This window comes from Microvirga sesbaniae (assembly GCF_025460805.1).
Lineage (GTDB): Bacteria > Pseudomonadota > Alphaproteobacteria > Rhizobiales > Beijerinckiaceae > Microvirga > Microvirga sesbaniae.
Map to the genome: position 1 here is coordinate 1 of NZ_JAMXFJ010000033.1, position 24572 is coordinate 24572.

General features: G+C 60.2%; 25 protein-coding genes, 1 tRNA gene and 2 pseudogenes. 10 read left to right on the forward strand and 18 right to left on the reverse strand.

Going from position 1 to position 24572, the window contains the following annotated elements; all coding sequences use genetic code 11:
- Positions 1 to 187: 187 nt before the first annotated feature.
- On the forward strand, positions 188 to 346 hold the full coding sequence (locus OCW50_RS26520) for a hypothetical protein (RefSeq protein WP_262299639.1): 159 nt from the start codon (positions 188 to 190) through the stop codon (positions 344 to 346).
- Between the two features lie 181 nt (positions 347 to 527).
- Here the strand turns inward: OCW50_RS26520 and OCW50_RS26525 are convergent, their stop codons facing one another.
- Positions 528 to 764 (reverse strand): hypothetical protein, encoded by a 237-nt coding sequence (locus tag OCW50_RS26525; RefSeq protein WP_262299640.1) that lies wholly within the window; start codon positions 762 to 764, stop codon positions 528 to 530.
- Positions 765 to 897: 133 nt separating this feature from the next.
- On the reverse strand, positions 898 to 1344 hold the full coding sequence (locus tag OCW50_RS33485) for a thermonuclease family protein (protein ID WP_373371517.1): 447 nt from the start codon (positions 1342 to 1344) through the stop codon (positions 898 to 900).
- A 597-nt stretch (positions 1345 to 1941) separates the two neighbouring features.
- Here OCW50_RS33485 and OCW50_RS26535 point away from each other — a divergent pair.
- The 6 genes and pseudogenes from OCW50_RS26535 to OCW50_RS26560 all read left to right on the forward strand — a co-directional run bounded on the left by OCW50_RS26535 (position 1942) and on the right by OCW50_RS26560 (position 7655).
- Positions 1942 to 3510 (forward strand): peptidoglycan-binding protein, encoded by a 1569-nt coding sequence (locus OCW50_RS26535; protein ID WP_262299642.1) that lies wholly within the window; start codon positions 1942 to 1944, stop codon positions 3508 to 3510.
- 57 nt (positions 3511 to 3567) lie between these two features.
- The gene (locus OCW50_RS26540) at positions 3568 to 3903 is read left to right on the forward strand and encodes a hypothetical protein (RefSeq protein ID WP_262299643.1); all 336 of its coding nucleotides are present in this window, start codon (positions 3568 to 3570) and stop codon (positions 3901 to 3903) included.
- Positions 3894 to 4050: pseudogene (locus tag OCW50_RS26545) on the forward strand. Before OCW50_RS26540 ends, OCW50_RS26545 begins: the two are co-directional and overlap by 10 nt.
- Positions 4051 to 4160: 110 nt before the next feature.
- Positions 4161 to 4245: transfer RNA gene (locus OCW50_RS26550), tRNA-Leu, on the forward strand.
- 489 nt (positions 4246 to 4734) lie between these two features.
- The gene (locus OCW50_RS26555; protein WP_262299644.1) at positions 4735 to 6585 is read left to right on the forward strand and encodes an autotransporter outer membrane beta-barrel domain-containing protein; all 1851 of its coding nucleotides are present in this window, start codon (positions 4735 to 4737) and stop codon (positions 6583 to 6585) included.
- Between the two features lie 911 nt (positions 6586 to 7496).
- The gene (locus OCW50_RS26560; RefSeq protein WP_262299645.1) at positions 7497 to 7655 is read left to right on the forward strand and encodes a hypothetical protein; all 159 of its coding nucleotides are present in this window, start codon (positions 7497 to 7499) and stop codon (positions 7653 to 7655) included.
- Positions 7656 to 7987: 332 nt separating this feature from the next.
- Here the strand turns inward: OCW50_RS26560 and OCW50_RS26565 are convergent, their stop codons facing one another.
- The 11 genes from OCW50_RS26565 to OCW50_RS26600 all read right to left on the reverse strand — a co-directional run bounded on the left by OCW50_RS26565 (position 7988) and on the right by OCW50_RS26600 (position 16127).
- Positions 7988 to 8251 (reverse strand): hypothetical protein, encoded by a 264-nt coding sequence (locus OCW50_RS26565; protein ID WP_262299646.1) that lies wholly within the window; start codon positions 8249 to 8251, stop codon positions 7988 to 7990.
- A gap of 243 nt (positions 8252 to 8494) precedes the next feature.
- Positions 8495 to 9022 (reverse strand): DUF4231 domain-containing protein, encoded by a 528-nt coding sequence (locus OCW50_RS33490; protein ID WP_373371518.1) that lies wholly within the window; start codon positions 9020 to 9022, stop codon positions 8495 to 8497.
- 12 nt (positions 9023 to 9034) lie between these two features.
- Positions 9035 to 9316 (reverse strand): HGGxSTG domain-containing protein, encoded by a 282-nt coding sequence (locus OCW50_RS33265; RefSeq protein ID WP_315974481.1) that lies wholly within the window; start codon positions 9314 to 9316, stop codon positions 9035 to 9037.
- A complete protein-coding gene (locus OCW50_RS26570) occupies positions 9198 to 10007 on the reverse strand; it encodes a hypothetical protein (RefSeq protein WP_262299647.1) in 810 nt (269 codons plus the stop codon). The genes OCW50_RS33265 and OCW50_RS26570 overlap by 119 nt, the downstream gene beginning before the upstream one ends.
- On the reverse strand, positions 10007 to 10306 hold the full coding sequence (locus tag OCW50_RS26575; protein WP_262299648.1) for a hypothetical protein: 300 nt from the start codon (positions 10304 to 10306) through the stop codon (positions 10007 to 10009). The genes OCW50_RS26570 and OCW50_RS26575 overlap by 1 nt, the downstream gene beginning before the upstream one ends.
- 211 nt (positions 10307 to 10517) lie before the next feature.
- The gene (locus OCW50_RS26580; protein WP_262299649.1) at positions 10518 to 12293 is read right to left on the reverse strand and encodes a DUF927 domain-containing protein; all 1776 of its coding nucleotides are present in this window, start codon (positions 12291 to 12293) and stop codon (positions 10518 to 10520) included.
- A 3-nt stretch (positions 12294 to 12296) separates the two neighbouring features.
- Positions 12297 to 12860: a hypothetical protein gene (locus OCW50_RS26585; protein ID WP_262299650.1), complete on the reverse strand. Its 564-nt coding sequence runs from the start codon at positions 12858 to 12860 to the stop codon at positions 12297 to 12299.
- On the reverse strand, positions 12853 to 13188 hold the full coding sequence (locus OCW50_RS26590; protein ID WP_262299651.1) for a hypothetical protein: 336 nt from the start codon (positions 13186 to 13188) through the stop codon (positions 12853 to 12855). Before OCW50_RS26590 ends, OCW50_RS26585 begins: the two co-directional genes overlap by 8 nt.
- Positions 13181 to 13537 carry a winged helix domain-containing protein gene (locus OCW50_RS33495; protein WP_373371519.1) on the reverse strand — a complete coding sequence of 119 codons (357 nt, stop codon included), beginning with the start codon at positions 13535 to 13537 and terminating at the stop codon, positions 13181 to 13183. Before OCW50_RS33495 ends, OCW50_RS26590 begins: the two co-directional genes overlap by 8 nt.
- Positions 13538 to 13948: 411 nt before the next feature.
- The gene (locus tag OCW50_RS26595; RefSeq protein WP_262299652.1) at positions 13949 to 14800 is read right to left on the reverse strand and encodes a hypothetical protein; all 852 of its coding nucleotides are present in this window, start codon (positions 14798 to 14800) and stop codon (positions 13949 to 13951) included.
- Positions 14801 to 14903: 103 nt separating this feature from the next.
- On the reverse strand, positions 14904 to 16127 hold the full coding sequence (locus OCW50_RS26600; protein WP_262299653.1) for a tyrosine-type recombinase/integrase: 1224 nt from the start codon (positions 16125 to 16127) through the stop codon (positions 14904 to 14906).
- 1032 nt (positions 16128 to 17159) lie between these two features.
- On the opposite strand from OCW50_RS26600, the gene OCW50_RS26605 reads away from it, so the two are divergent.
- Complete coding sequence (locus tag OCW50_RS26605) at positions 17160 to 17690, forward strand: FkbM family methyltransferase (protein WP_262299654.1); 531 nt, start codon at positions 17160 to 17162, stop codon at positions 17688 to 17690.
- A 2-nt stretch (positions 17691 to 17692) separates the two neighbouring features.
- Here the strand turns inward: OCW50_RS26605 and OCW50_RS26610 are convergent.
- Positions 17693 to 18052 (reverse strand): annotated as a pseudogene (locus OCW50_RS26610) (phage major capsid protein); the annotation flags it as partial.
- Positions 18053 to 18469: 417 nt separating this feature from the next.
- Here OCW50_RS26610 and OCW50_RS26615 point away from each other — a divergent pair.
- Both OCW50_RS26615 and OCW50_RS26620 read left to right on the forward strand, forming a co-directional pair.
- Positions 18470 to 19276, forward strand: a complete 807-nt coding sequence (locus OCW50_RS26615; protein WP_262299655.1) for a hypothetical protein — start codon at positions 18470 to 18472, stop codon at positions 19274 to 19276.
- 523 nt (positions 19277 to 19799) lie between these two features.
- Positions 19800 to 19994 carry a hypothetical protein gene (locus OCW50_RS26620; RefSeq protein ID WP_262271433.1) on the forward strand — a complete coding sequence of 65 codons (195 nt, stop codon included), beginning with the start codon at positions 19800 to 19802 and terminating at the stop codon, positions 19992 to 19994.
- A gap of 179 nt (positions 19995 to 20173) precedes the next feature.
- Here OCW50_RS26620 and OCW50_RS26625 read toward each other — a convergent pair whose 3' ends face one another.
- The 4 genes from OCW50_RS26625 to OCW50_RS26640 all read right to left on the reverse strand — a co-directional run bounded on the left by OCW50_RS26625 (position 20174) and on the right by OCW50_RS26640 (position 24571).
- Positions 20174 to 20728 carry a DUF1236 domain-containing protein gene (locus OCW50_RS26625; RefSeq protein ID WP_262299656.1) on the reverse strand — a complete coding sequence of 185 codons (555 nt, stop codon included), beginning with the start codon at positions 20726 to 20728 and terminating at the stop codon, positions 20174 to 20176.
- Between the two features lie 392 nt (positions 20729 to 21120).
- Positions 21121 to 21669: an RNA pyrophosphohydrolase gene (locus OCW50_RS26630; RefSeq protein WP_262299657.1), complete on the reverse strand. Its 549-nt coding sequence runs from the start codon at positions 21667 to 21669 to the stop codon at positions 21121 to 21123.
- A 218-nt stretch (positions 21670 to 21887) separates the two neighbouring features.
- On the reverse strand, positions 21888 to 23204 hold the full coding sequence (locus OCW50_RS26635; protein WP_262271430.1) for a S41 family peptidase: 1317 nt from the start codon (positions 23202 to 23204) through the stop codon (positions 21888 to 21890).
- Positions 23204 to 24571 (reverse strand): murein hydrolase activator EnvC family protein, encoded by a 1368-nt coding sequence (locus tag OCW50_RS26640; RefSeq protein ID WP_262299658.1) that lies wholly within the window; start codon positions 24569 to 24571, stop codon positions 23204 to 23206. The genes OCW50_RS26635 and OCW50_RS26640 overlap by 1 nt, the downstream gene beginning before the upstream one ends.
- Position 24572 lies beyond the last annotated feature (1 nt).

A 24572-nucleotide genomic window follows, 5' to 3' on the forward strand; every position in this document is an offset into this window, starting at 1 on the left:
AAGAAGACCGGCATTCTCTCGTATGATGCCGATGGCTCAGGCAGCAAGGCCGCCGTGGAGTTTGCGCAACTCAGCAAGAACCTGAAGCTGACCTACAAGGACTTCTTCATCATCTGAACCAAGGGGCGGAACTACACGATAGGCTGTGGACGTTGGTAGGCGAGAAGCGCCATCGGAGGCAAGCGTCATGGATGTGGTCCGCCCTAGCAAGGCGGCCGAGTATCGTCACCAGGCCGAGAGGATCCGCGCCCTTGCCGAGCAGGTCTCGCTGCTCGAAGCCAAGTTTCATCTGTTTGAGGCGGCCGAGCACCTCGAGGAGCTGGCGGCGAGCGAGGAGCGCCAATAGGCCGCCGCCAAACCCAATAGGGTTGAACGAGGCTACGGACCCGGATACTCCGTTGTGGACAGCGCCGTCGGTCAATGGCTGTTGCCGTCGCGATCCGGCTTGTCCTCGTCAAAGCAGGTCCAGCTCGTCTCCAGCAAGCTATCGTCAAGCCAGGCCTCAGAGGTTTTCATCCAATAGAGTCTCACGCGATGAACCGCATAAGGTACGAGAGCAGCATCAGGACCAGCACCCCAAGAATTGCCCCGCCCAGCAGCTTGAGGAGGAACAAGCCGGAATGCTCCACAAGCACGCGAACGCGCCCCTTGGGAGGGCGAGAAGCCCGGTGCTTCTCGATATGCGGTGAAACGTATACCCAGCCGATACAGGCATAGACTAGTGCCAAGATAGCAAGGCACACATTTAGGAACGTATTGAGCATAGGCGCTTCCCCCGAGGAGGAAGGATAGCCCGACTGAGGACGAGGGTGGAAGGAAGGCGTTGGCCTGCTGAAGAGTGACCGGCCCGCAGATCCGCGAGATGGGAAGTGGTTGATTGAGGGCATAGCCTTGGCTCTATCCGCACCAATGGCGCCGACGCACTTCCCAGGCCGCTCGGCCATCCTTCCAAGGCAGGGCAAGTCCTTCGGCAATCAGGACTGAGCCAACATCACGGCCGCCGACCGACAGCCGAGCGAGGGTGCGCCTGTATCGGTCTTCCCCGTGGCGGTCGATCCCAACAGGCCCAGCCCGTAGCAGCTCGGCAAGTCGCTCCTTGGCCTTGAGGCCAGCCACTAGCTCGGCCTCGCATCGAGGGCGGAAGGTTTCAGGCGTGTCCACGTTCAGGATCCGCACCCGTTCCGACCCTATCGCTATCGTGTCCCCGTCAATGATGACGACGCGGCGGCCGTCGAAGGTTTCGGCATGTGCTCGGGCCAGAAGCAGAAGGCCGAGGAAAATGGATAGGAGGAGGATCAAGGCGGCGCGGGGTTCCATTGCCGTCATTCTAGGGCGCCATCGCATAGAGGGCAGCCGCGTGAGTGGGGTTAGCCCTCCCGCAGGAGCGTTCGCATAACCTTCAAGAGGTCGTGCTTACGCGTCTCCACATTCTGGAAAAGCTCATTATTCATGCCAACTGACACATACGACTAGAAGCGGCAACTCGGGAGGAGCTAACCCTAGACGGGATCCGGGACCATTTCCTCAGAATGCGCCCCGAAATGCTCGACAAGTTCGCTAAAGCAGGCCCCGTAGCACTCGAAGCCGGGTGCCCCTTTGTCGACGCTACCATTTAGGTTCTCATTGAGGACCTAAAGAAGCCTATGGCGGAACTGGCGAAGCCGCAGGCCGGCAGCAAAGACTAGGACGCGTGTCGCGCCGTAGATTGTCCGTGATTCGGCTAACCTGATTTTGCGTGTAACCGATGTAACCCTCGTAACCGCAGTGATATCAATAACTTATCGGTTACAGCGCTTTGTGACCTTTGTAACCGCATTTGCCGTCTGGCAGCCAATCGGGTCGAGCAACCAAAAAGAATAACTTAGATCTACTAAATGTCGGATGGCGCCTGGACCGAATTGCTCATACAGTTTTCTGGAAACTTGCTGCGGGGCACTAACGATGAAGAAGCTTAGAGGGGTCGTTGGTATCTCTTTGCTTCTTGCTGCGTGCCCAAGCAGTAAAGGCGCTGAAATCAAAGTCTTCCCGGAAAAAGACATCACAATTGTATCGGTCGAGGGCGAACTCAACCTTCGAGACGAGGATGCGTTCACAGATAAGGTCTTGCGCCTCAAAGACGCTGTCGTGATGTTTGACAGTATCGGTGGCAATCTCATTGCAGGGATAGAAATCGGCAAAGCAATCCGTCTCAAAGGTTTCAGTACCCTTGTTCCTGATGACGCACTCTGCGCATCTGCCTGTGCCCTCGCTTGGCTCGGGGGAAAAACGAAATGGGCTGGACCCGAGGCACGGATAGCCTTCCATGCCGCTTGGAAGTTGGAAAACGGTAGGAAGGTTGAGACCGGACCAGGGAATGCGTTGGTCGGAGCCTATCTTCAATCCCTTGGACTGAGCCAAGACGCAATCGTCTTCTTCACAAGCGCGCCACCCGATGGCGCGGAAATGCTGAGCTTCCGAAAAGCGGAAGCACTCGGCTTACACGTGAAGAAATTTGAACCTTCACCGGACACCCAGGTCGCCACGCGACAGGAGCCCCCGCAGGCTCCAGCCATTCGAGATCCAGACGCAAGTTACTATGACCCGAACGCTCGGACGCTTTATCCCGAACCTGGCGGCCCAGTGCCACCAACTGAAACCAAGACGGTAGCGCTTCCTCCTGCCCAAAGACCAGCATACGCAGTACGGCGTCCGGAGGAGCCTGTCCTTGAGCCACAGGTCCTAGACCTAGCAAACCTGGAAGCCGCTGCGCAGGTTCAGCGTCGGCTTCAAGAGCGTGGTTTCTTTCAAGGCCTGATCGATGGTGTATGGGGGCAGAGATCCCGTGTAGCCCTCCGGGATTTCAAGACCCGCAATGGCCTAGGCTCGGATGATAGATGGGACATGAAAACCCAGCTCGCGGTCTTTGACGATCGATATACGGCCGCTCCTTCTACCTATGTAGCCAATCTCACCGACGCGAATGTTGCTGGGCTCTATGTGCCTTTTGCAGCGCGTGAAGGCGCATCCTTACATCCCTTGAACCCTGGAGATGCTCTGGCGATCCAACAGCGTCTGGCTCAACTTAGTTATTACCGGAAGGTTGGTGACGGCGTCTGGGGTATGGCTTCAAGATCAGCCCTCACCGATTTCAAAGTCGCCAATGGCCTACCCGCCAATGACACTTGGGACAGGACGGTCGAGGAAGCCATCAAGGGAGTGTCTGCCATCCCAGCGACGGACACGCCTTTCGGGGAGTGGGTGCAGCAGGGAACTACCTGTGGCGATCCCAACAACCAGCGGCGACTTGTTATCTCCTCGAAAGACGTCATTGCAGGTGACAGCACCTGCCAGGTAGATCCCCCACTACAGCGCTCTCGCGATGGGTGGCGCACTGATGGAACATGTTTGCGAGCCGGTACTGCCGTCGCCGTGCGTGTCCATTTTCAGCTTGTAGATGGGCGCCTCGTCGACCGGTCAATCGTTGGTAGTGTTGCGACTGAGAAGCCTCCGGTATTCAGACGGTGTATGTAATGTGGCTTGATAGACAATGGCCTGAGTAGATGTAGTCAATGTCTCGAAGGAGCACCCATGACAAAGACTGCCCCTCTTACAGTTCAAGCATCGTTGGCTCCCCAGAACCTCTGGCAAGACATTCTCCCCTGGACGTTCAACCAGCAAGGTATGCAGTTTGGGCTCTTCAACATCAGCCTCGGACAGACGCCGCGCCCTGACATTGAGCAAAAGGTTCTTGATGAAGTCGGGAGTTATGGCCGGCAACTCGGACGGATTGGAGACGCACTGGAGGTGCTTCTCAGCCATGTGAAGCTGGAAAATCTCACCCCCGCTGAAGAGGACGCAATCGACATTCTGCGGGGCCAATTGGCTCAAGTGCGTCAGATAAAGCGACGCGCAGAGCGGAGGTAGTGATAGAGGTTAAAACTGAGTGAGCCGGCTCCGGCAATACTAGGTCGCCCGGTCTCGGATCCTTTAGATCGGGGCTGCCAACCATGTCGTCTTCCTTAAAATCCCTCGGGCTTGCCCGAACGGGTTCGATTCCCGTCGTCCGCACCATTTTCAATATAGCGAAGACCAAGTATCACGACGTCGTGGTGCCCGTAGCTCAATGGTTAGAGCCGGCCGCTCATAACCGTCTGGTTGAAGTCCCTCTGGGCCCACCACGTGCGGGCGTGGCGGAATTGGTAGACGCACTGGATTTAGGCTCCAGCGGCGCAAGCTGTGGGGTTTCGAGTCCCTCCGCCCGCACCATCGACAAATCGCCTCACCACACTCTGCCTTACACGGGCGGGGATGAGGCTGCGCTCAATGCCGCGGCTCAGGAAAGACGGCGTCCTAGTTGGCACCTCCTGGGGTGTCGTGGGAGGCACACCTAACGGCTCTCCAGGGCTCGGGACTTCCTCGGGCGTAGTCGGTGGGATGCCTCCAGGTTCATCATCCCCAGTAAGCTAATGGTAAACGTCTACAATTGGCGCTGATGGCTGCTTGGCCATTGTTTGGAATCGAAAGAAGTCCTTTCCAATCTTCTCCCGCAATCCTGCTCACCGACCCACTTCGTCCCTACTCCAGAGCCATGTTTACTCCTAAAGAGTGCTTTTGCACCTTTAAAGCAGCCCAAATCTTCCGCCATGCTCGTTGAACAGCCGCCCATCCAAACACAGAAGCGGCAGAGGGCATACCGGGGCCCGGTACGGCGCTTCAGACTCGTTGCTGAGGCTCTCGCATCATGAGGAGCATCCTATGGCGTACCTGGTTGGAACGTTCGGGAACAACATCCTAACTGGCACCGACGGTGAGACGAACCAAATCTATGGCGACACCGATGGGGCAATCTCTCCGCCCGGCACCCCTGACACGGGCGGGAACGATACCCTGACGGGCGGGAACCTCATCAGCGACGGTGCGAGTTCGATTGAAAACGAACTCTATGGCGACGCCACGGCCATGGAAAACGGCGCCCAAGGCGGCGATGACAGCCTTACGGGCGGGACCATCGACGGATTTTTCACTCCAGGAGGGGGTAGTGTTCTCAATGTCCTTTATGGCGATGCCTATCGGATGTCGTCATCTATGGGCGGGGACGACATTCTCGTGGGGCGCGGCGAAGCGGCCGCTGGAGGTAGCACTACCAATTTCCTCTATGGCGACGCCTATGAAATGACCTCTTCTCAGGGTGGAGACGACAGTCTCAGGGGCGGTTTTTCGTCCCCCAACAACACACTCTACGGTGATGCCTATCGTATGAGCCGCTCCGCAGGTGGAGACGATACTCTCCAGGGAGGCGTAGACTCCCTCAATCTGCTCTATGGCGATGCGTTTGAGATGTACAACTACTCCAAGGGCGGGAAGGATGATCTGAGAGGCGGATCGGATACCGAGAACCAATTGGTCGGTGATGCCTGGGCCATGGATGGCCACTCCGTAGGCGGAGATGATACTCTGACTGGCTACTATGCTGCCTACAATCTGCTCTATGGCGATGCCTATGAGATGCATGAGTGCTCTAAGGGTGGGAACGACACTCTCACGGGCGGGCGCGAGGGGCACAATCTCCTGTACGGCGATGCTTTTGCGATGGCAAAAGGCAGCATCGGCGGGAACGATAACCTCACAGGCGGCGTCGATTCTAATACCAACGGCCGCGGTGACAACGTGCTCTGGGGCGATGCCGACAGCATGATCTCCGCCCGAGGTGGAAATGATACCCTCACGGGCGGGGCAAACTCAGTCAACACCCTCTACGGTGATGCCACCTCCATACATGGTCGTTCAAAAGGCGGGGATGACATCCTCACAGGTGGAGAGAACTCCTATAACAATCTTTATGGCGACGCTTATGAGATGCATGGCCGCTCCAGGGGCGGAGACGACGCTCTCATGGGAGGGGCATACTCAGTATCAAATCAGCTCGTCGGCGACGCCTACTTCATGGACGACCGCGCCAAGGGCGGAGATGACATTCTCGCGGGCGGAGTGAACTCTGACAACTTCCTCCTCGGTGATGCCTTTTCCATGGCAAAGGGCACGAAGGGCGGGGATGACAATCTCACGGGCGGGGCAGACGCTTCATCGAACTGGCTTGCTGGCGATGCTCAGGAGATGACCTCTTCCAAAGGAGGTAACGATACTCTCACGGGCGGAGCGGATTCCCTCAACACCCTCTACGGTGATGCCCGCAGCATGGATGGTGGCGCCAGAGCCGGAGCAGACCGTCTTGTTAGTGGCACTAATGCCGAAGACCACATGTGGGGCGACTTCGAAACCTCAGATGGGAGCGTGATAGGCGGGGCGGACACGTTCGTGTTTGAGCGCGCTAACGGGAATGACATCATAGGGGACTTCCATCACGGCGAAGACACCATTGAGCTTGATGGCTTTGGATTCCCGCCGATCCCGGAAAGAGCGTTGGATCACCTGCCTCAGCGCGTCTTCCTAAAACTTTTGGAGAAATACACGGGAGCGACCATCGAGAGGACCGATGCCAACGGAGATGGGTCTATGGATAGCGTCATCCACTTCGACGACAACAACAGCGTGACAGTTCTCAATATCGCCAAGCTTCGGGCTAGCGATTTCGACTTTGTGGCCTAAGCTGGATACCCCCAGAACCAACTCAGCCCGTCTGTCCGACAGGCGGGTTTCTTGTGAATTACGCCGCCCGGGTTGGTCCGACGCTGGCCTCGGACTGATCTAGGGGTCGTAAATCCACCATCGTGAATAACCTTCTGCTGGGTTCTCACGATGCTCAAGCAGCCCATTCCGACATATGATCTTCTAGCGACCCATCCGGTTATTGAGTGCCTGGTGGGGGGACATAGGGCACATCATCGGGCTCGGGATCGCCGTGTTCTGACGGGGTGCCGTCTTCCGGAACGGGATCAAGCTCGGGGAGTTCAGGCAAAGGCGTCGGCTCGGGCAATATGGGATCGTCTGGTTTAGGATCCCGTGGATCTGGGCTGCCAACCATGTCCCCCTCCTTGCAGGATTACCCCAAGTGAAGCCCATGGGCAGGCCGAGGTTCCCTCTAGCCGCTTCATCACATGTGGCGGGCACTGACGGGAATGGTATTCGAATCGGGTTATTTATAGTTCTCGCCCTATCTGGAGAATGGGGCAGCCTTTGAGCTCCAAGAGGAGTTCATTCATGCGCGCTTTAACAATTGCCATCACTCTCGGCTTATTGGCTATGCCTCAGGTAACCCATGCTAAAGAGGAGAGAAAGCCCCCGCAGCAGACACCGACTGCATCGACATCCAAGGCCTACACAGCCGAGGGAACGGATGCTCTCGCTAAAGCAGCCCGCGAAAGGGATGAGGCTCGGCAACGAGCTTGGGATCAGAAGACGAGGAACATCACGCGGGGGATCTGCACCGGATGCTGACCCTTAGGTCCTGTTCGGACTATTTCGGTTCGCTTCACCTCATCCGCGCGTCAGCGGATCGCGGCGATGAGGTTGCACTTGAATGCTGACCGTGGCTGAACGAGCCTACATGGAGGCACGCAATGGATAAGACTCAAAGGGTTGCCGACGCTGTCCTTGCCGAGTTGGAGACGCGGCCAGGTTTCCGTGAGTGGTGGGCCAATATCGACCCAGAGACGCAGAACCAGATCCTGGAAGCGGTTGGGACCGCTGCTATCGAGGCTGTCGAGAACAGCGAATAGGGACGCCTGGAGCAGCGGATCCGAAATCCGCACGATGCGCAAGGCAAGTGCTTGAGGGCGGTACCCGCCAAGCCCGGACACAGTTCTGCCCAATCTCGTGAAGGGCATGTATCCGTCCTAGGAGGCGGTGATGTTCGGCGACTTTCCTAGAAATGGCCCTCGCTACTGGATAACGCTCGTTCTAATCCTGCTCGTCCGGCTGATCGGGTTGATGCTGATGTGGTCGTTTCACGTCTCGTGGATCGCGCCTGAGCGGTCTCGGCTACGCGCTTAAGAGAGGCTCCGGTCATCGATCGGAGCCTCCAGGCCTGAACGTTCCAAAGGCTGCCCGGTCACATGCTGTGATGGGTCGTGCCGTGATGCTTCTTGGTCGTATGATGCTTGCTGACGCTGCCTGTGGTCATGCCAAGCTGCTTCTGCTGAAGCAGCATCGAGCGCTCGCGGTCGCGCCTAGCCGTGTCCCGGTAAGTTGACGGATTTGTCGTCTGCGATCCGCTTCCACCCGGAACTGGCGGCGGAGGATTCTGGGCCATGGCGGTGGCGGCGGCCAGAGCGATGGTGGCGATGGTCACGCTACCCAACAGAATGCGACGCATGGGGATCTCCTTGCGATCAGGTGCCCCTGGAGTGACGCTTATTGGTCAACACCCAACGCGACGTGTTGGAGAAGGTTGCGGCCAAGATGGGGGACGGGACCCAGCAGGGTCGTGAGGGCCTGTTATTGGGCCGGAGGGAAGGTGCCGGCGGGCTGGACTCCCGATACTCTAGCCGCTTCACCACACCCCACCATCCGCTGACGCAGGCGGGGATGCGACTATGCCCCCGCCACTTGGATGGCACTATGGTCCACTGGCTTGTTGTGCGGGAGGTGCAACGAGGGTTCCAAAAAACTCCTCGGTCTCAGCGCGGGTTATCCGCTGCCTCTCATTTCGCAGTTTCCGATAGGCAGCAACGCGCTCCTGAGCGTTGGCATTTAAGCCGTACCGTACTTCATTGTAGTCGTCGAGGGCACACTCCAGTGCGGCCCTAGCATTGCAAGTGGCTCGCCAACGATTTTCAAAGCGGAAGAACCGCCGAAGACCTTCAACGATAGCCGTTATGACTGTCAGAAAGAGCGCATATTGACCCGCGACTGATGTAGAAATCCCGAAAACTGTGCTGCTCTGTCCGCTTCCGAGCACAAAAAGCGGGGCTAGTGCTGCTGCAAAGATAGCGACGATACCGCAGCTCCGATGCCAAATCCGTGCGACCTTCGAAGCTTTGTCATAATATTCAATATCGCTCCGCACGTTGTGGAGCAATCTATCCTCTTGGCTTTTCCATTCTTGTTCATTCAGAGGCAGAGCCACAACCCCATTAGCAGGCATTTGCAACACCTCCTATAGGCTCCCTAGGAACTCACTCACCAATCCTATCATCTCTTTGATGGCTCGTCTTTCCTCAATTGCCTCGCACGTAAACAGGCCATGCCGATAGCTGCCGTTCCTGTCGCCCTTTGGGGCTCCGCTGCCCTTCGATCCACCATGCATCCTGCATCGGCTCTTACCATTCACCGCCGGGGACTGGCACGGCGTCCCGCTGCGTGTCTTCGCTCCACACCGGGGAGCCTGGAGCAAAGGCAATAACCTTCGGATCGATGGGTGCATGGGGTTGGCTTCCATTTCCGATGGAGACCCCACCCCCTCCGGGATGATTGACGGCTCCAACGATGGCTTGGCCTCCGGAATGGACGTGGACATGCTCAACTCTCACTGTCTGTTCGCCGCCTCGTCTCAGCTTGGCGAGGGTTTCCACCTGTGTCGTGTAGGTGCGGAGGAGTTTCACCGCGAGGCCGCCAGCGGCTTGGATCGCGGGGACCGTGCCATTGCCCCGGGCGATGTCGAGCATGGACATGGCTGCCTCATGGGTTGCCGCCATCTGCACCGCCAGCATGGCCTCTGTCTCGTTCTCCGGACGGACGCCAGCCACGACCGCCAAGCCGGCATTGATCCCTTCGGCCCTGCCCTGTCCTGACCGCTGCATGGCCGTGGCCAGGAGCGAGATAGACCGCGCCATGAAGTCATGAGAGGTCGTCCCGAACGCATCCTTGAGCTGGGCCGCCCACCCCTCGTAATCGGAGTGAGAGGCATCAAGTTGCATACTGGCACCCTCTCCAGTGGCATTCACCTGCACCCGCTTGCGACGGGAGCTAATGCGAGCCTTGGCGTCGGCCGCCTCCCCCTTGTCACGTTCCGTTGCTTCGGGCTTCGGAGGCACAGGAACAACCGACTTGGTGGCCGCCGTCTTCCTCTGTTTTTTCTCTGTTGAGACAGTGACCGCCTTGAGTATCTGTTTTTCGTCGATATCGACCATCAATGAAACTCCTTCAGATTACGCTCAAAGAGACGGCCATCAGATAGCCGGGCGCCTGACATGGAAAGCATGGAGACGGCTGCGCCTCGCATCGCCCAAGCGAGGCCCTCGGCCCCAAACAGGTCATTGGATTGCCAACGCAGAGAGGCCGCCTGCTGCCCGTGGCTGTCGAGAAATCGGCCTGCATCGTCTATCGCACGGCGCCATTCCTCTGCCGCGCGATCCGATGGGCAACCAGTCTGGAAGGCCGCAAAGGCGAGGGAGAAAACGGGCGGAACATGCCCGTCAATCTCCATCATGGCTTGCCGCTCCTCTACATCAGGACGAACAGGGACAGGTACGGACACACCGGTTACACGGGTTACAAAGCCCTGTAACTCGTAAGCGCTTGAATTTGCAGCGGTTGTACGGGTTACACCGGTTACACGCTTTTTCTGGTCAACCCGAGCCCGCAGGTCCGCCCAAAAGGTGTCCCGGTGAGGGGTTGTTGCAGTGTTCATGCGCCTCCCCTTAGTGTTCAAGAGCCGAGGCCTTGACCGCATAGACGGCCTTTGATGTGCCTTCGACCTTCACATGGTAGCGATGGGTAGCCCGGTCAGAGTTCGACACGAGGAGTTCGCCACGATCCGCCAGCATCGCCGCAACGCTCTTGGGTTCTGCCACGCCCGCAAGAACCTCCTTCCATCCGGTGGCTGTGAAGCCCCAATAAAGTTGCTTGTTCCTGTGAAAGCGGTATCCGATCAAATCGCGGAAGCCCTGTCCGTTGACCGGCATATCGGCTGCAAGCTCATGCAGCGGACGGAACCTGCTTTCCCCGTGTTTCTCAACAGCGGCGCGCAGGGCCTCAACTGCCGCCAGCAACTCGCCGGGCCCCTCCCCGCCAAGCGTCGAGCGCCACGCATCGAAGCAGATTGCCGCCGCCCGTTCCGGCTCGTTCTCCCCCCAAGGAAGATTGAGGGCATCCCGCGCCAGCTCCCCAGCAGCGGCGATCAAGGCGAACCGTTGCGCCACACGAAAGGCCTGCCCTCCGTTCGTGCCTGCTGTCTCAAGGATCTTCCGCTGAATTGTCTCAATGCGGTCCCTCGCGGCCTCGGCCACAAGGTCGGGGTTATCAGCAAGGATCGCGGCGAACGCCTGCCCCGCCGTGCCGTAGTATTGAAGCGAAGCCGCCTTGATGGACTTGGAGAAGTTCGCCGGTTCATGGCCCTTCGTGTCCTCAAAGAGCCCAAGGCGCTTACCGGCATCGGCCGGCACGTCCACAAGGCGGATCAACTGCCCTGCCTTAGCCCGCTTGCCCGTCTCAGCAATCTTGTCGCCTAGACCGATTTCCCCGGATGACAAAAGCATGATGCGCCATTCGGAACGCACCCGCGCATCGCCGTCACGGGTACCGCGAGCCTTGCCCTGCCCGTTGACCAGCAGGTAGGCGGTTGAACCTGCCTCCCGAGCGTCCAACTCGCCCAGCTCGTCCAATGCCAAGAGGGTGCCGGAATGAGCCCGCGCGATAGCCTCCAAGGCGTTGCCGGTCGCCCGCCACGTCTGGGTGAAGCCGCCTCGTCCGCCGCCTCCCCACACGCTGCCGGCAACGACAAGCGCTGTGCTCTTGCCGAGGGAGGAGCCGCCGACAAGATGCACCCCGCCGCCCTCGTCGTTGAGAAGATCCGCGAGTGGCCCGGCGAAGGCGAGGGAGAGCGCCATGATAAGCCGCGAGTTGCCGGCCGCAGGTTGAGCAACGTGTTTGATCCATTCATCAAGGGTGCCTTTCTGCGCATAACGGGCGGCATCGGCTTTGCCGTCATAGACGACGCTCTCACCTTCGGCATTGCCAAGGGTCACATGAGGCAGAACGAATGCACTCCCGTGCCACCCGCTCCGCTTCACGAGACGGACCCGGTTGCGGCAGTCGAGGCCGACGAACCCGGCCTTGAGCTTCTTGAGCCGGTCGGACTGCGGCGAGATTTCCAGCCCACCCGAAACGAGGGGCTTCACCACGTCGGTGCCATCTCCGATCAGATCCGCCAACGGGACAAAATGACGGTGCAAGAGCCCGTCGCGGTCCCGCCATTCAAGAGCGATAGCCCAACCGTCACCCCCTTGGTCGCGAGCGAGTCCAAGGACCCTGAACGGCCCAGAGAGTTGCATAGGCGTTGCATCGTCCTTGCCAGAGTCGAACCAAAGGCCGCGACTGTTGAGCGTATAGCCCCTAGGCCACTCGACCGCGTCGCCCGCATTAATCGGATCGGGCAACGCGGCAATCATCGTGTCGTCAAGTTCAACGTAATCCATGCGTCACGCTGTTTTCCTGGAAGAGGAGGGAATAAGGATGCGGGGAGCCGGGCGCGTGAGGAGTTGCCTCAACTCGGCACCATGGGCGGCATCCTCGGCTAAGAGGGGCCCAGCGCAATCGAGATAATGCGCCGCGACATGAGAGCGGACGAGGCAAAGGCCATCTCGCCTTGCCCTCAGCCATTCGACCGGGGAGCGCCACACCGGCAGGCCATCGGAGAGGCGCGGCCGGTAGGCCAATTCCTCGCCGAGCGCCCATGCCAGCCCGAGCCAGGTTGCTAGCCTGTTCATCTGTGGAGCCCAGGCCACAACATCACGAGCAAGCCCCAGACTGTCTGATACGAGGAAGAGGAAGGCGCGAACGCCCTCCACTCCGTGTTTATGATGGTGCTCGAATTCAAAGCCTCCGTTGTCGAAAACGATATAGGAGGCTTTGACCGGAGTTGGGCCCGCAAGAGCGTCAGCCGGAATGCCCAGGCGCTCCATCTCTGTCACTTCGCGCGGAAGCAAGTTGCTGATAGCGTTGAAGGTGCCAGCAGTACGAGCCGGACTGGACGGACTAAGCATTGCCCACCTCCATTCCGTTGGCAAAATGAGAGGAGAGAGCAGAGAGCCCGAGGCGCAGAAGATTGGCGCGTTCAGCGCATCCAAGGCCGCCATTGTCGCGGCATACGGATGACAGAACGTAGGCCACTCCATCGCCAAGGGGCATGATGGTACGGGCTGCGGAGAGCCGGGCCTTGGCGGCTTCGCTGTCGGACTTCTGCCACAGGTCAACCAGTCGGCGCCCGGCTTCATACTGGCCGCGATCAATGAGGCCAGAAACCCAGGCACTATAAAGGGCAGTGCCAGGCTGCCCGGCCTGTTCGGGATAGGTGCGAACAGGATTAGCCATGAGCACGATCCCCCGCACGGATGACTTCCATCACGACAAGCGGAGTATGCAACTTGTAGCGCCCGTGCGTTCCCTCGAAGGGTCCGCTATGGCGCTCACGCTCGGTCTCGATGCTAAGGCCATAATCGCGCCGCAGGCACATCACGTAATGTGAAAGGCGGCGGCCAGGCCATTCAAGAGTCGTTACACCACGAAGGCCGGCTTCGTGCAGGATGTAAGCCATCCATGCAAGCCGCTTGGACAACTTCAACTCGCGTCCATCATCTGTGCGAGCCCTGAGGCCAGTTACCTCATGGTTACGGCATGAAAAAGGGTTGCCCCGTTTATGGGGTGTGTTATGAGTAATCATCTTTGAAAATTCCTATTTTCCCCTTGCACGGACTTTGCCGGTTGCGTGTTGGGGGATTTCTTTTTGGGGAATATTTAGGCGCTTGCCGCCAGCTCCGAAGTCGAGCGCCGGGCTCGTTCAGTCATCCATTCCTTGACGGTCGGGACGTGATAGCGGACGGACTTGCCGATTTTTGAGAAGGGGGGAGTATCGCCAGTGAGGCGGCGCTTGTTCCAGGTGGATGCGCTAATTCCGGTAATCTCTGCCAGCCTGCGCGTATCGACGTATTCGTTTGTAGTCATTGCCGTTCTTACCCCTAAGGAAACACCCGCTAACGTCGGGCACGGCTAAGACTAATAAGCACCCATCAGGCCAAGGTCATAGGCTTTGTTTTGGGGCTGGCGGCTGCACATCAAGGGATACGTAGGGCGTTTAAGATGTTCGCTCCTTTCGTTTCGCGTCCTGCCATTCTTCTTTGGCTCTCGGTACAATTTTCGATAGATTGCTCTCCAGCGCCTCAAGGCTTTGCGTAGACCGCCGAAAGTCGGGCGGGAATTGCGCCTGCAAGTCGGAAGCAAAGGCTACAAACGGCGAAGGCGGCTTATCGGGGTCGCTGCGCTTCGCGGCCGTGACTACCATGCCAAGATCAAGCCAGAAGAACGTCAGGTTCTTGATTAATCTCTCCCAGCTCTCCCCGGGTCGATAATAGCGCCCATCGCTGTACGATCCCATTTCTCGAGCAGCCTGATCACACGCTATGACGAACGCGGTCATAGTATGGACCATCTGATCAACCGAAAAATCACGGAGTCGCTGTTCGCACCAGTCCCGCCTGACCCACTCCTGAATATCGTCCGGGTTTTCAGACTCAGGATCGGAGTCTGAGTGGGGAACCACATATCGTTCCTCATCCGGGATCAAAGGGGGGCCGAGAAAGAAGCTGCGCCCCCCCCTTGCGAGAGCCTGATTGATTAAGTGCTCAACGTGATGGTTCGCCTCCCTTGCCGGGTCACTCTCCCAACCAGGCATTAATGCCTGCCAGAAAGCGTTCGCAGCCTTCTCGATGTCCTGAAGGCGCTTCAGTGCCATATTAAGATCGGCGGCATTTAGCTCGAATTGGACAGAGGAGTAATACGAATACACAATCCTGACGAGCTGGTTTCGGTTGTCCTCGGACAGCTGCCCCATGTGTTTGTCAGCTACGGCCCAAAACTCGTCCGTTGGACAAAAATCGAGCGCGTTAGTAACCGTTGCCCCCGGCAACTTCGCTTTGGCTTTCGGCATTCAGCACCGCACATGCATTGCCCGCACCATGAAAGGTGACACACGGCAGCCCCGGTGCGGTCGGGGCTTTCGGGTGGCCGCCCTAGCCGTGTGCCGTCTCAGACTACGTGCCCTGCGCCCCCCGAATGGACATTGGATCAGTAGCCTTGACTGCATCTTCATTGGCTGAAGACACCTCGGCCGCCCCAAGGATCGAGGCCGCGATACGCTCCGATAGTTCGCGCACAGGATCGGTTTGCCGAGAGACATATCGGCCCGTCATGGCGAGTGTTTTATGGCCGAGTGCATCGCGAAGAATAAGCGCATTCGCCCCAAGCGCCGCGCCTCGCGTGGCAAACGCATGGCGAAGGTCATGCAGATGCAAATCTTTCACGTTCGCTTCGGTGAGCACAGCCGCCCAGGCATCTCGAAGGTTGGAATTACTAAGGGGGCCGTCCCCCTCGTCATTGGGGGCCACCCACTGGCTATCCCTTAGGGCCATCTTCAAAAGCGCAACGACAGGCCCCGGCAGTGGAACTGTTCTCGCCCCCGCCTTTGCATTCTCGGCACGGAGCCGGAGAACACCCGCTTCCAGGTCTACGTCGTTCCAATGAGCAGACTGCCACTCCCCGCGCCGACAGCCAGTCAGAGGGAGGAGCTTAAATATTAGTTTCGCGCTCGTTCGGATCGGAGCTTCGTCTATGGCCTTCCAGACGGCCCGCAACTCTTTATCAGTCGGCACCCTGTCGCGGCTCTTTTCAGGATGGGGGGCTATCCCGCGAGCCGGATTATCTCTCAAGAGGTCATCGGCAACGGCAAGATTGAGCGCCTTCCTCAGGATTGCGAGATCCAAATTTGCCTGTCGGGGGCGATGAGTCTGCTTCGAATGCCAAGCCCTGATTTGGGCCCGCGTCAGGTCAGGAAGCCGGGTTGACCCAAATTCCGGTATGAGCGTCCGGTTGATCATCTCCTCGAAGGCTTTAGCCGTACTGGCCTTCCGCTTCGGCTTCCAATGCTCTTTGAGCGCCGTCAATAGAATGTCCTTAACAGTCCGATCCTTTGCCCGTGCAGCCCTGTTGCCAGCCGGATCTTCACCATGTGCGACTTGGCCGAGAAGCTTCTTAGCCTCCTGGCGAGCCTGCTCCGGCGTCAGCACCCCATGACGGCCAATCGAAAGTCTTCGCGTGGGAAAGCCCCTCCCCCGCCCGGCTCGATACTCAACCAGGTAGGTTCTTGATCCATCGGCGTTTAGGCGCACCCCGAACCCGGTCAGTTCGTCGTCACGGACAATGCGCCCCACGTCGTCAGGGCCCAGCCCATCTACAAGGCGTTTTGTAATCCTCGGCATATGCCTTGACCGCTCCGTGTCGGCACCATGTCGGCACCGAACTTCAAACATGAGGATACGCCAGGAATGGTGGCGCAATATAAACAAAATGCTTTCAAAGGGTTCTGGATACAAGAGGAAACATCGGGAAAGTGCCGGAAAGTTCTCGCACAAAACTCAAAATCGAGTTCCGCAAGGAGTGCTGGTTCGATCCCGGCCAGGGGCACCATAGCCTTTAGATCGCATTGCTTTTCCTCGTCTTTTTCGGGGTTTTTGTCCCACTATCTTCAATCGAGCCCGAAAGTGGGACAGTTTTGGTTGCGGTTTGGCGCGGCACCATGAGGTGCGCGGCATCTCCAGCGAGCCGCTTTCGGTTTTCTTTACGGGTTTAGTGCGAAACCATCTTCATGTCGGACCAGCCCTAGATCGCCATGATCTGAGACTCGGATGCGCCGTTCTCCGCGGCGATGGTTGCCCCTGCCTTCCGCAGGCCGTGCGGCGAACAATGAGGCTGACTGGGTTCAGTACACCAATCGCGAAATCGGTTGCCGAAGCTGTCGCCACTCGACCAGGCGCGGCCGTGGTTCGAGATCATGAACGTCAGATCACCCTAGAGCCTCGGACGTGAAAAGTGGACACCACTTTTGGGATTCATCCGAGGCTCCTTCTCTTGACCGGCGCATCGGATAAGGCGGACCCAGCGGGCCGCGCAAGCGACCCGAAGGGCCACGCGATTGACCCGAAGGGCCGCGTCAGCGAATACCGGGTCCACTTTCCGCTGACGCGGCCCTCTGGGTCCGTCCGATGCGCTAGTCAGGGGTGGTGTCGATGACCTCCTGCAACTCGGGCAGCACAGGGATCTCACCCTCAACATGCTTACGCAGGCGGTTCTTGAAGACGCGAAGCTTCAATCGACCATCTCGCACGTGTTGCCGGACGAGCCCGACGACGTCAGAGCGTCGACTCTAGAGCATCGGACGGAAAAGTGGATCCGGTTTTCACTGACGTGGCCCTTCGGGTCGCTGGCGCGGCCCGCTGGGTCCGTTCTGACCGATGCTCTCATCCAAGAAGAAAGCATCGGATGGATCCCAAAAGTGCAAGTCCACTTTTGGGTCCGATGCTTTAGCGTTTGGTGAGGTTCGCGCACGGGGCCGAGTATTGCGCTCGGCGGTGTCGAATACTTCCGGCACAGCGACTTTCAGCACCCCTTACAACGAGCCAAAGAATGCAAGGATGGTACCCGCAGGCTACATCTCGCCTGATGCAGAGATCATCCAGGTCCCCACGGTTGCAATCGATGAGATTTGTTGCAACGAGCGCAAAGTTGACTTCATCAAGGTCGACGCTGAAGGCGGTGAGTACCAAATCTATCAAGGTATGAAGAAGATCATCCGACGTGACCGCCCCATGATCGTCCTTGAGTTCAATGCTGTCCGTGAAGGTGCTGCTGCACTCATGGACCTGATCCTCGAGACGCATGGCACATTGAAGTACCTAGGTTCCGATGGCGCCATCCATGATGTCACGTCGGAGCGCATCATGTCGGAGAACGTTGGCGAGGACTGGCTCCTGTTTCTGCATTGAGTTCAGAAAGTCTCAGCTCGCGCCGCCTCCATTGGATCGCCGAGGAGAGCGGCGGGCTGCCCAGCGATAGAGGTCTCACGCCAGAGATAATCGCCGGTGCTATCCTTCAGCTTCGCGAGGAAGGCTGCCGCCATAGAGTTCATCAGCCAGCGGGCGTTCTGACGATACGGCGCGAGCAGCCCATACACGAAATCGATCAGTCCATCGGTGATGGCAGACACGCCCAAGTCCGGAATCTGCACAACCGTGCGAGCACCGCCCGGATGGATTGGCGTGACTGTGTTCGTGTCGGTCCCCAGACCCCGCGGCTTGTTCACGCCGTCACCGGGCAGAATGGCGAGGCCCTCTTGGCCGGGGACAGCCGCCGCCTGGCGCGAGCGGCTCGATCAGCACTGTCTTGGCAGGTCTCGCAATGCGATCCCGCCGCCTCAGGCAGGCCGTTTCAGATGCTTCTGCGCCCGCGCCAAATTCAACATGTCAATGCCGATGCGACCGATTAGGATGGTCCGCGCCGCTCTCTTGTGGTTTTATCCACGCGACCAGCAATATTGCTAAGCATCAACTCATTTCCATTCCGCTCTGAAATGGCTCCTTGGCGACAGTTCGCAATCACGCTCCTGGGCACAGCTGCAATCCTCCTGACGGGGTTCGTCGCTCTCGCCTATGTCATTGATCCCTACGACACCGGCCGGTCGTCTCTCTTCACGAAGCCGGGCGTACGCCCTCAAGGGCCCCGAACGGCCAATGCCAGCCGTGGCCGGGACCAAGCCTTCAATGCCGTGATCGTCGGAAATTCTCACATCCAGCTCATTGCTCCCGATCGCCTGAAGCATCTCACCGGGCTGAACTTCGTTCAATTGGCGACACCGGCGTCAGGGGCGAAGGAGCATCTGAAGCTGATCGACTGGTTTCTGCGCCATCGAAAGGAGGCACCCAAGGCCGTCGTCGTGAGCATCGACGATTTCTGGTGCAGGTCCGATCCGGAGTTGCCAAACGACAAACCTTTTCCTTTCTGGCTCTACAGCGCCAATCCTCTGGACTATGTCCGAGGGCTTGTGCGTTTCGACGTGCTGGAAGAGGTGTCGCAGCGTATCGACTATCTCTTCAGAGCCGCATCCGAGCGAGCCCGGCCGGACGGTTACTGGGACTATGAGCCTGAATACATTGGGCTGGGCTATACGACGGATCCGGGCATTCGCCGGCGCTTGGATCAGAAGCCTTATGCCGACGCCGTCCGTTATGACCATGACCCCAAGAACGCCGAGAGGCGGTTCCCCGCAGTTGCGAGGCTCAGGGAACTCGCCGTCACACTGCCCGAGGAAACCGCTCTGCTCCTGGTGATGCCGCCCGTCTACGGCAATGCCCTCCCGCCGCCTGGAACTGAGCAGGCATTCCTGCTGCACGCCTGCAAGGCGGCGGCGCAGGCGGTCCAACGAGACCACACCAGGACAGCTGTGGTTGACTGGCTGGTCGACAGACCCGAAATCCATGTGTCGGACCTGTTTTTCGATACGTCGCATTATCGGCAGCCCATTGCCAAGGCGATTGAGGCCGATATCGCCGCGGCGCTGCGAAGGCTTCCCTAGGAGGATCGCTTCGCCGCTGCTCCTTCCCGGGGAGGCGTGGATGATGGGCCAACCAGGCAGGCTTCGAACCCTGACAAAACCTCGTCCGCCTCGCGCGTTCGGGCGCAGGTGGTCTGAAGCCGTGCAGAGCAGCATGGACTCGCGCCGGTGTGGCGGCGGCCCGCCAGCCGGCCCACGGCCCGGTCCTGATCTCCACACCCGGTGCTAGAGCCTCGGACGTGACCCAGAGGGCCGCGTCAGCGACCCGAAGGGCCACGCCAGTGAAAAGCGGACACCCCTTTTGGGATTCATCCGAGGCTCCCTCTCTTGACCGGCGCATCGGATGAGGCGGACCTCTGGGTCCGTCCGATGCGCTAGCGCTTTCGGGCTACCCCATCTGCCATCTTGCAGGCGGCATTCTCTTTGGAACAAATGGCGCCGCCGAAGAGAGATGCGGATTGTGATCGGGGCGGCGCGAACCTGCGCCATGGGGAATTTTCGGCATACATCATCAATTGCCTTCAGAGCCAAGGAGGGGCTTGTGATGGAAGCTGAAATCGAATTCGTTGCCCGTGCGCTCTACACTGCCGAAGACGATCATCATGCCTGGGAGCAGGAACGCGACAGCGTCAAGGACGAGTTCCGCCTCTACGCGCAGATCGCCTTGGAATTGCTCGCGGACCACCGCAAGCGACAGATACCTGACGCCGAGATCTGCATCTTTCCCTATGCCGCGTGAGGCATCCTCGCGGAAACTCACGGATTCCGACAGGTCACGATAGGGTTCGCATCCCGCCGCGCGACGGCCGCGAGGTTGCCGTCGCAAGCACGCGGGTCACGATTCCGGATGCGAACGTCCGCAGCCGATGGGTTGCGGACGCGGCTTGTTCGATGCATGTCCGCGAAGGATGACGCCGATCAGCCTCGGTGCTCGATCACCGTGACGATCCGGCGGGAGCTCGGCTCCACGATCACGATCTGGTCGCGCACGACCACGTACTTGCATTCCGGCAGGCCGGTTAGAATCCGTTCGACGTTGTCGGGGCAATCGTAGAGGGTTGTCACGGATGTCGGAATGGTCGAGCCGACGCTGACGCTGAAGGTGATGTTGTTGAGCGGCTGAACGTGCACGCTGCGGAACGACTCGGTGATCTGAGTGCGCTGCTCGGACGTCACGTTCACGCTCGTGCTGCCGGAGGACGTGGTGCTGCCGGTCGTATTGGCGGTTCCACCCTTCTGACCCGCGGTATTGCCGGTCGTGCTCGTGGTTCCGCTCGTTCCGCCGGAGGCCGTTCCGGACGCAGAGCCGCGCGTTCCGCCGGGCGCGCCGGACGAGGCGCTGTCGTTCGAGCCGCCCGGGCCGCCCGAGGGTGCGCTCGTGCCGCTCGACGCGGAGCCCGAAGAGGTTCCGCTCGACGACCCGGACGCGGCCCCGCCGGCGCCGCCGGAGCCCGACGAGCCGCCGGGAGTCATGATCGTCGATCCACCCGAAGAACCACCCGAAGATCCGCCCGAAGCGCCGCCTGCAGCGCCACCGGAACTCCCGCCTGAACCGCCGCTCGTCTGAGCCATCGCTGCCACGCTCAGGCACAGAGCAGCCGCTGTCATCGTTGCCATCAAGGTCGTACGCATCGCAAGATCTCCCAAAATTTCCCATGAATAGAGCGCTCGCATGAGCGCTCTGCGATGCGTATCAACGAGACGTTTTCGGCAGGGTTCCGTCACTCCCGTTCGGGTGAGAAGACGTACAGCTCCCGTTCATCTTCATGAACATTCTGCGCCGCCAAGCTGCCTTGCTGATCAACTGTATAGACGTCGCGGGTCCAAGCTTAACCTGCGCCATCGGCAGGTTAAGCTCAGCCCGATCAGACAGGGTTGGACGTCTGGAGGCTGTGGGAGGAGAGCGGCGAGAACGCGGCCACGACCTTCTCGTAGACGGGCCGCTTGAACGGAATGATCAACTCGGGCAGCCGGTGCATCTCCTCCCAGCGCCATTCGTCGAACTCGGGCCGGTGTCCGCCGCCTCCGGGCTGATGGATGTTGATCTCGCTCTCCTCGCCCTCGAACCGGAACGCGAACCATTTCTGGTTCTGCCCGCGATAGCGCCCGCGCCAGGCCCGACCCGCCACCATGGACGGGAGGTCGTAGGCATACCAGTCCGGAGCTTCGGCCAGCAGTCTCACGGAGCGGACGCTGGTTTCCTCGTAGAGTTCGCGCAGAGCGGCCTCGTAGGGCTCCTCGCCGGGATCGATGCCCCCCTGGGGCATCTGCCAGGAATAGCCGTCGGAGGCTGCATCGGCCTCGGACCGGCGGCGGCCGATGAAAACCAAGCCGTCTTTGTTGATCAGCATGACGCCGACACAGGAGCGGTAGGGCAGATCCTTTCTGGCCTGTGATCCTTTTGCGCTCCTCATCCGACACTCACTCCCTCGATGACGAAACCCGCTGCGGCCGGTTCTTGAAGACTGCCGACGCTGACGCATGGTTCCGAAGCAGGCAAAGAGAGTGCCGCTTCACCGAGCCTTGCACAAGCCTCCCGGAACGGTTGTAGGCGCCTGAATGAGAAATGGGCCCGGCGGGATGGTTCCGCCAGGCCCAGATGCATCCATGAAGCGTTTGCTGACGTCGCCGATCAGTTGGGCGTCGTCGTGGTGTTGGCAGCGCCCTTGCGAACGCCGTGCAGCAGGTCGTAGGCCGCCAGGAGCTGCTTGTCCTTGGCCGGATCCGGCGGAACGTAGGCGGAGGAACCGCCACGCTCTTCCTTCTCGCCGCCGTTCTGCAGGTGGCCGCGCAGACCGGCCTCGCCCTTGGTCTCGTCCTTGCCCTTCAGCTCGTCGGGCACGTCCTGCAGCACCTCGATGTCCGGATCGATGCCCTTGGCCTGGATCGAGCGGCCGGACGGGGTGTAGTAGCGCGCCGTCGTCAGGCGCACGGCCCCGTTGCCGCCGAGCGGAATGATGGTCTGCACGGAGCCCTTGCCGAACGAGCGGGTTCCGAGAACCGTCGCGCGCTTGTGGTCCTGCAGGGCGCCGGCCACGATCTCCGAGGCCGAAGCCGAGCCTCCGTTGACGAGCACCACCAGGGGCTTGCCCTTGGCCAGATCGCCGACCTTGGCGCTGAAGCGCTGGGTATCCTCGGCATTGCGGCTGCGGGTCGAGACGATCTCGCCGCGGTCGAGGAAGGCGTCGGACACCATGATCGCCTGGTCGAGCAGGCCGCCCGGATTGTTGCGCAGGTCGACGACGAAGCCCGCCACCTTGTCGGCGCCGATATCGGAGGTGAGCTTCTCGATGCCGGAGCGCAGGCCGTCGAAGGTCTGCTCGTTGAACTGGGTGACGCGCAGGACGCCGATGTCGCCCTCCACGCGGGCGCGAACCGGGCGGACCTTGATGGTCTCGCGGGTCAGCTTCACCACCACCGGATCCTTGGCTTCCTTGCGCTGGATCTTGAGGGTGACCGAGGAATTGACCGGGCCGCGCATCTTGTCGACGGCCTGGTTCAGGTTGAGGCCCTGAACGGGTTCGTCGTTGATGTGGGTAATGACGTCGTTGGCCAGGATTCCGGCGCGGGAGGCGGGCGTCTCGTCGATCGGAGTCACGACCTTCACGAGGCCGTCCTCCATGGTGACCTCGATGCCCAGGCCGCCGAACTCGCCGCGGGTCTGCACCTGCATGTCACGGAAGCTCTTGGCGTCCATGTAGCTCGAATGCGGGTCGAGCGAGGTCAGCATGCCGTTGATGGCGGCCTCGACCAGCTTCGACTCTTCGGGCTTCTCCACGTAATCCGTCCGCACCTTCTCGAAGACGTCTCCAAAAAGGCTCAGCTGGCGGTACGTGTCAGCCGAGGCGGCAACCGCGCTCATGCCCGACAGGAGGCTGGTCTGCGACACCATGGTCGCGCCGCCGGCGCCGATGGCCGCACCGAGAATCAAAAGGGATAGTTTGCGCATTATCCGCGAACCTTTTCGCTTTGCGATTTTGCCCACCAGGGACCTGGGTCAATTGAACCGCCGTCTTTCCTGAACTCAACATAGAGGACGGGATTGTTCTTTTCTATGGCGGCACCGATCAAACTCATGAGAGGAGCCTCCCCCATGGTCGCAACGGGTTCGCCTGCGAGCACGAACTGCCCCACATCGACATTGATATGGTCCATCCCTGCCAGAAGAACATAGTATCCCCCACCGGCATTGATGATCAAGAGTCGACCATAGGACCGGAAGGGGCCGGCAAAGGACACCCACCCGTCGGCGGGTGATACCACACTCGCCTTGGGTCGCGTCGTGATCGAAATGCCACGCGTCGTTCCGCCATAGCCGTCGGCGGCCCCGAATTCCAGGGCCGTCTCGCCGCTGACGGGACGGGGCAGCAGGCCCCGCGCCTCGGAGAACGGGATTTTCGGGGCGAGTCGGGCCGGATCCCGGAAGGCCAGCTGGGCGAATTTTTCCCGGGTTTCCCGCTCCTGGGCCTCGGCGGCCTTGCGAGCCTCCTCGGCGGCGCGCCTGGCCCCGGCGATCTCCGCCTCCATCCGGTCGACCAGTTCCTTCAGGGTGCCGGCCCGGCGGGCAAGCTCCTCGGCCTTCTGCCGCTCGGCGCCCGCATTGCGCTCGACCTCGGCGATGCGGCTCTGCCGGGCGTCCATGAGGGCGGCGAGGCGCTCCTGCTCCCGGTTGAGGGCGGTCAGCTCCCCGTTGAGCGTCGCGCGGTCGGCCGTGATGGCATCCTTGAGGCGCACGAGCTCGGCGAGGTCGCCGGCCAGAATCTCGGCCTCCTGGCGCAGTTCCGGCAAAACCGCCCCCAGCATGATCGAGGCGCGGACCGCCTCGAGCATGTCCTCAGGCCGCACCAGCACGGCGGGCGGCGGCCGGCGGCCCATGCGCTGGAGGGCTGCGAAAACCTCGATGATGACGCCGCGCCGGCTCTGAAGGGAGCGGCGAATGGCCGCCTCGCTGGATCCGAGCGTCTGAAGCCTCTGCTCCAGTCCGCGGATCCGGTCCTCGGTGCCGCGGACCCGGTCTGCGGTCTCGATCAGGGCGGCATTGAGCTTCGCCCGGTCCGCCTTGATGTCGTCGATCTCGGCTTCGAGACGCTTGCGCGACTCCGCATTGGCCGCGATCGCGTCTTCCAGAACCTTCAGGTCCTTCTCCCGCTGGGCCTTCTCCTCGGCCGGTCCGCCGGGAGCGGGCTGAGGCGCCGGCGCAGGCGCAGGCTGCTGGGCCCCGGCGGGGCTCAGGCTGGCGGCAACCATCCAAGCGGCAAGGCCGAGCGCCATGGGGGCATAGGCCTTGCGGGAAAAGAAGGAGTCGAAGCGTTTCATC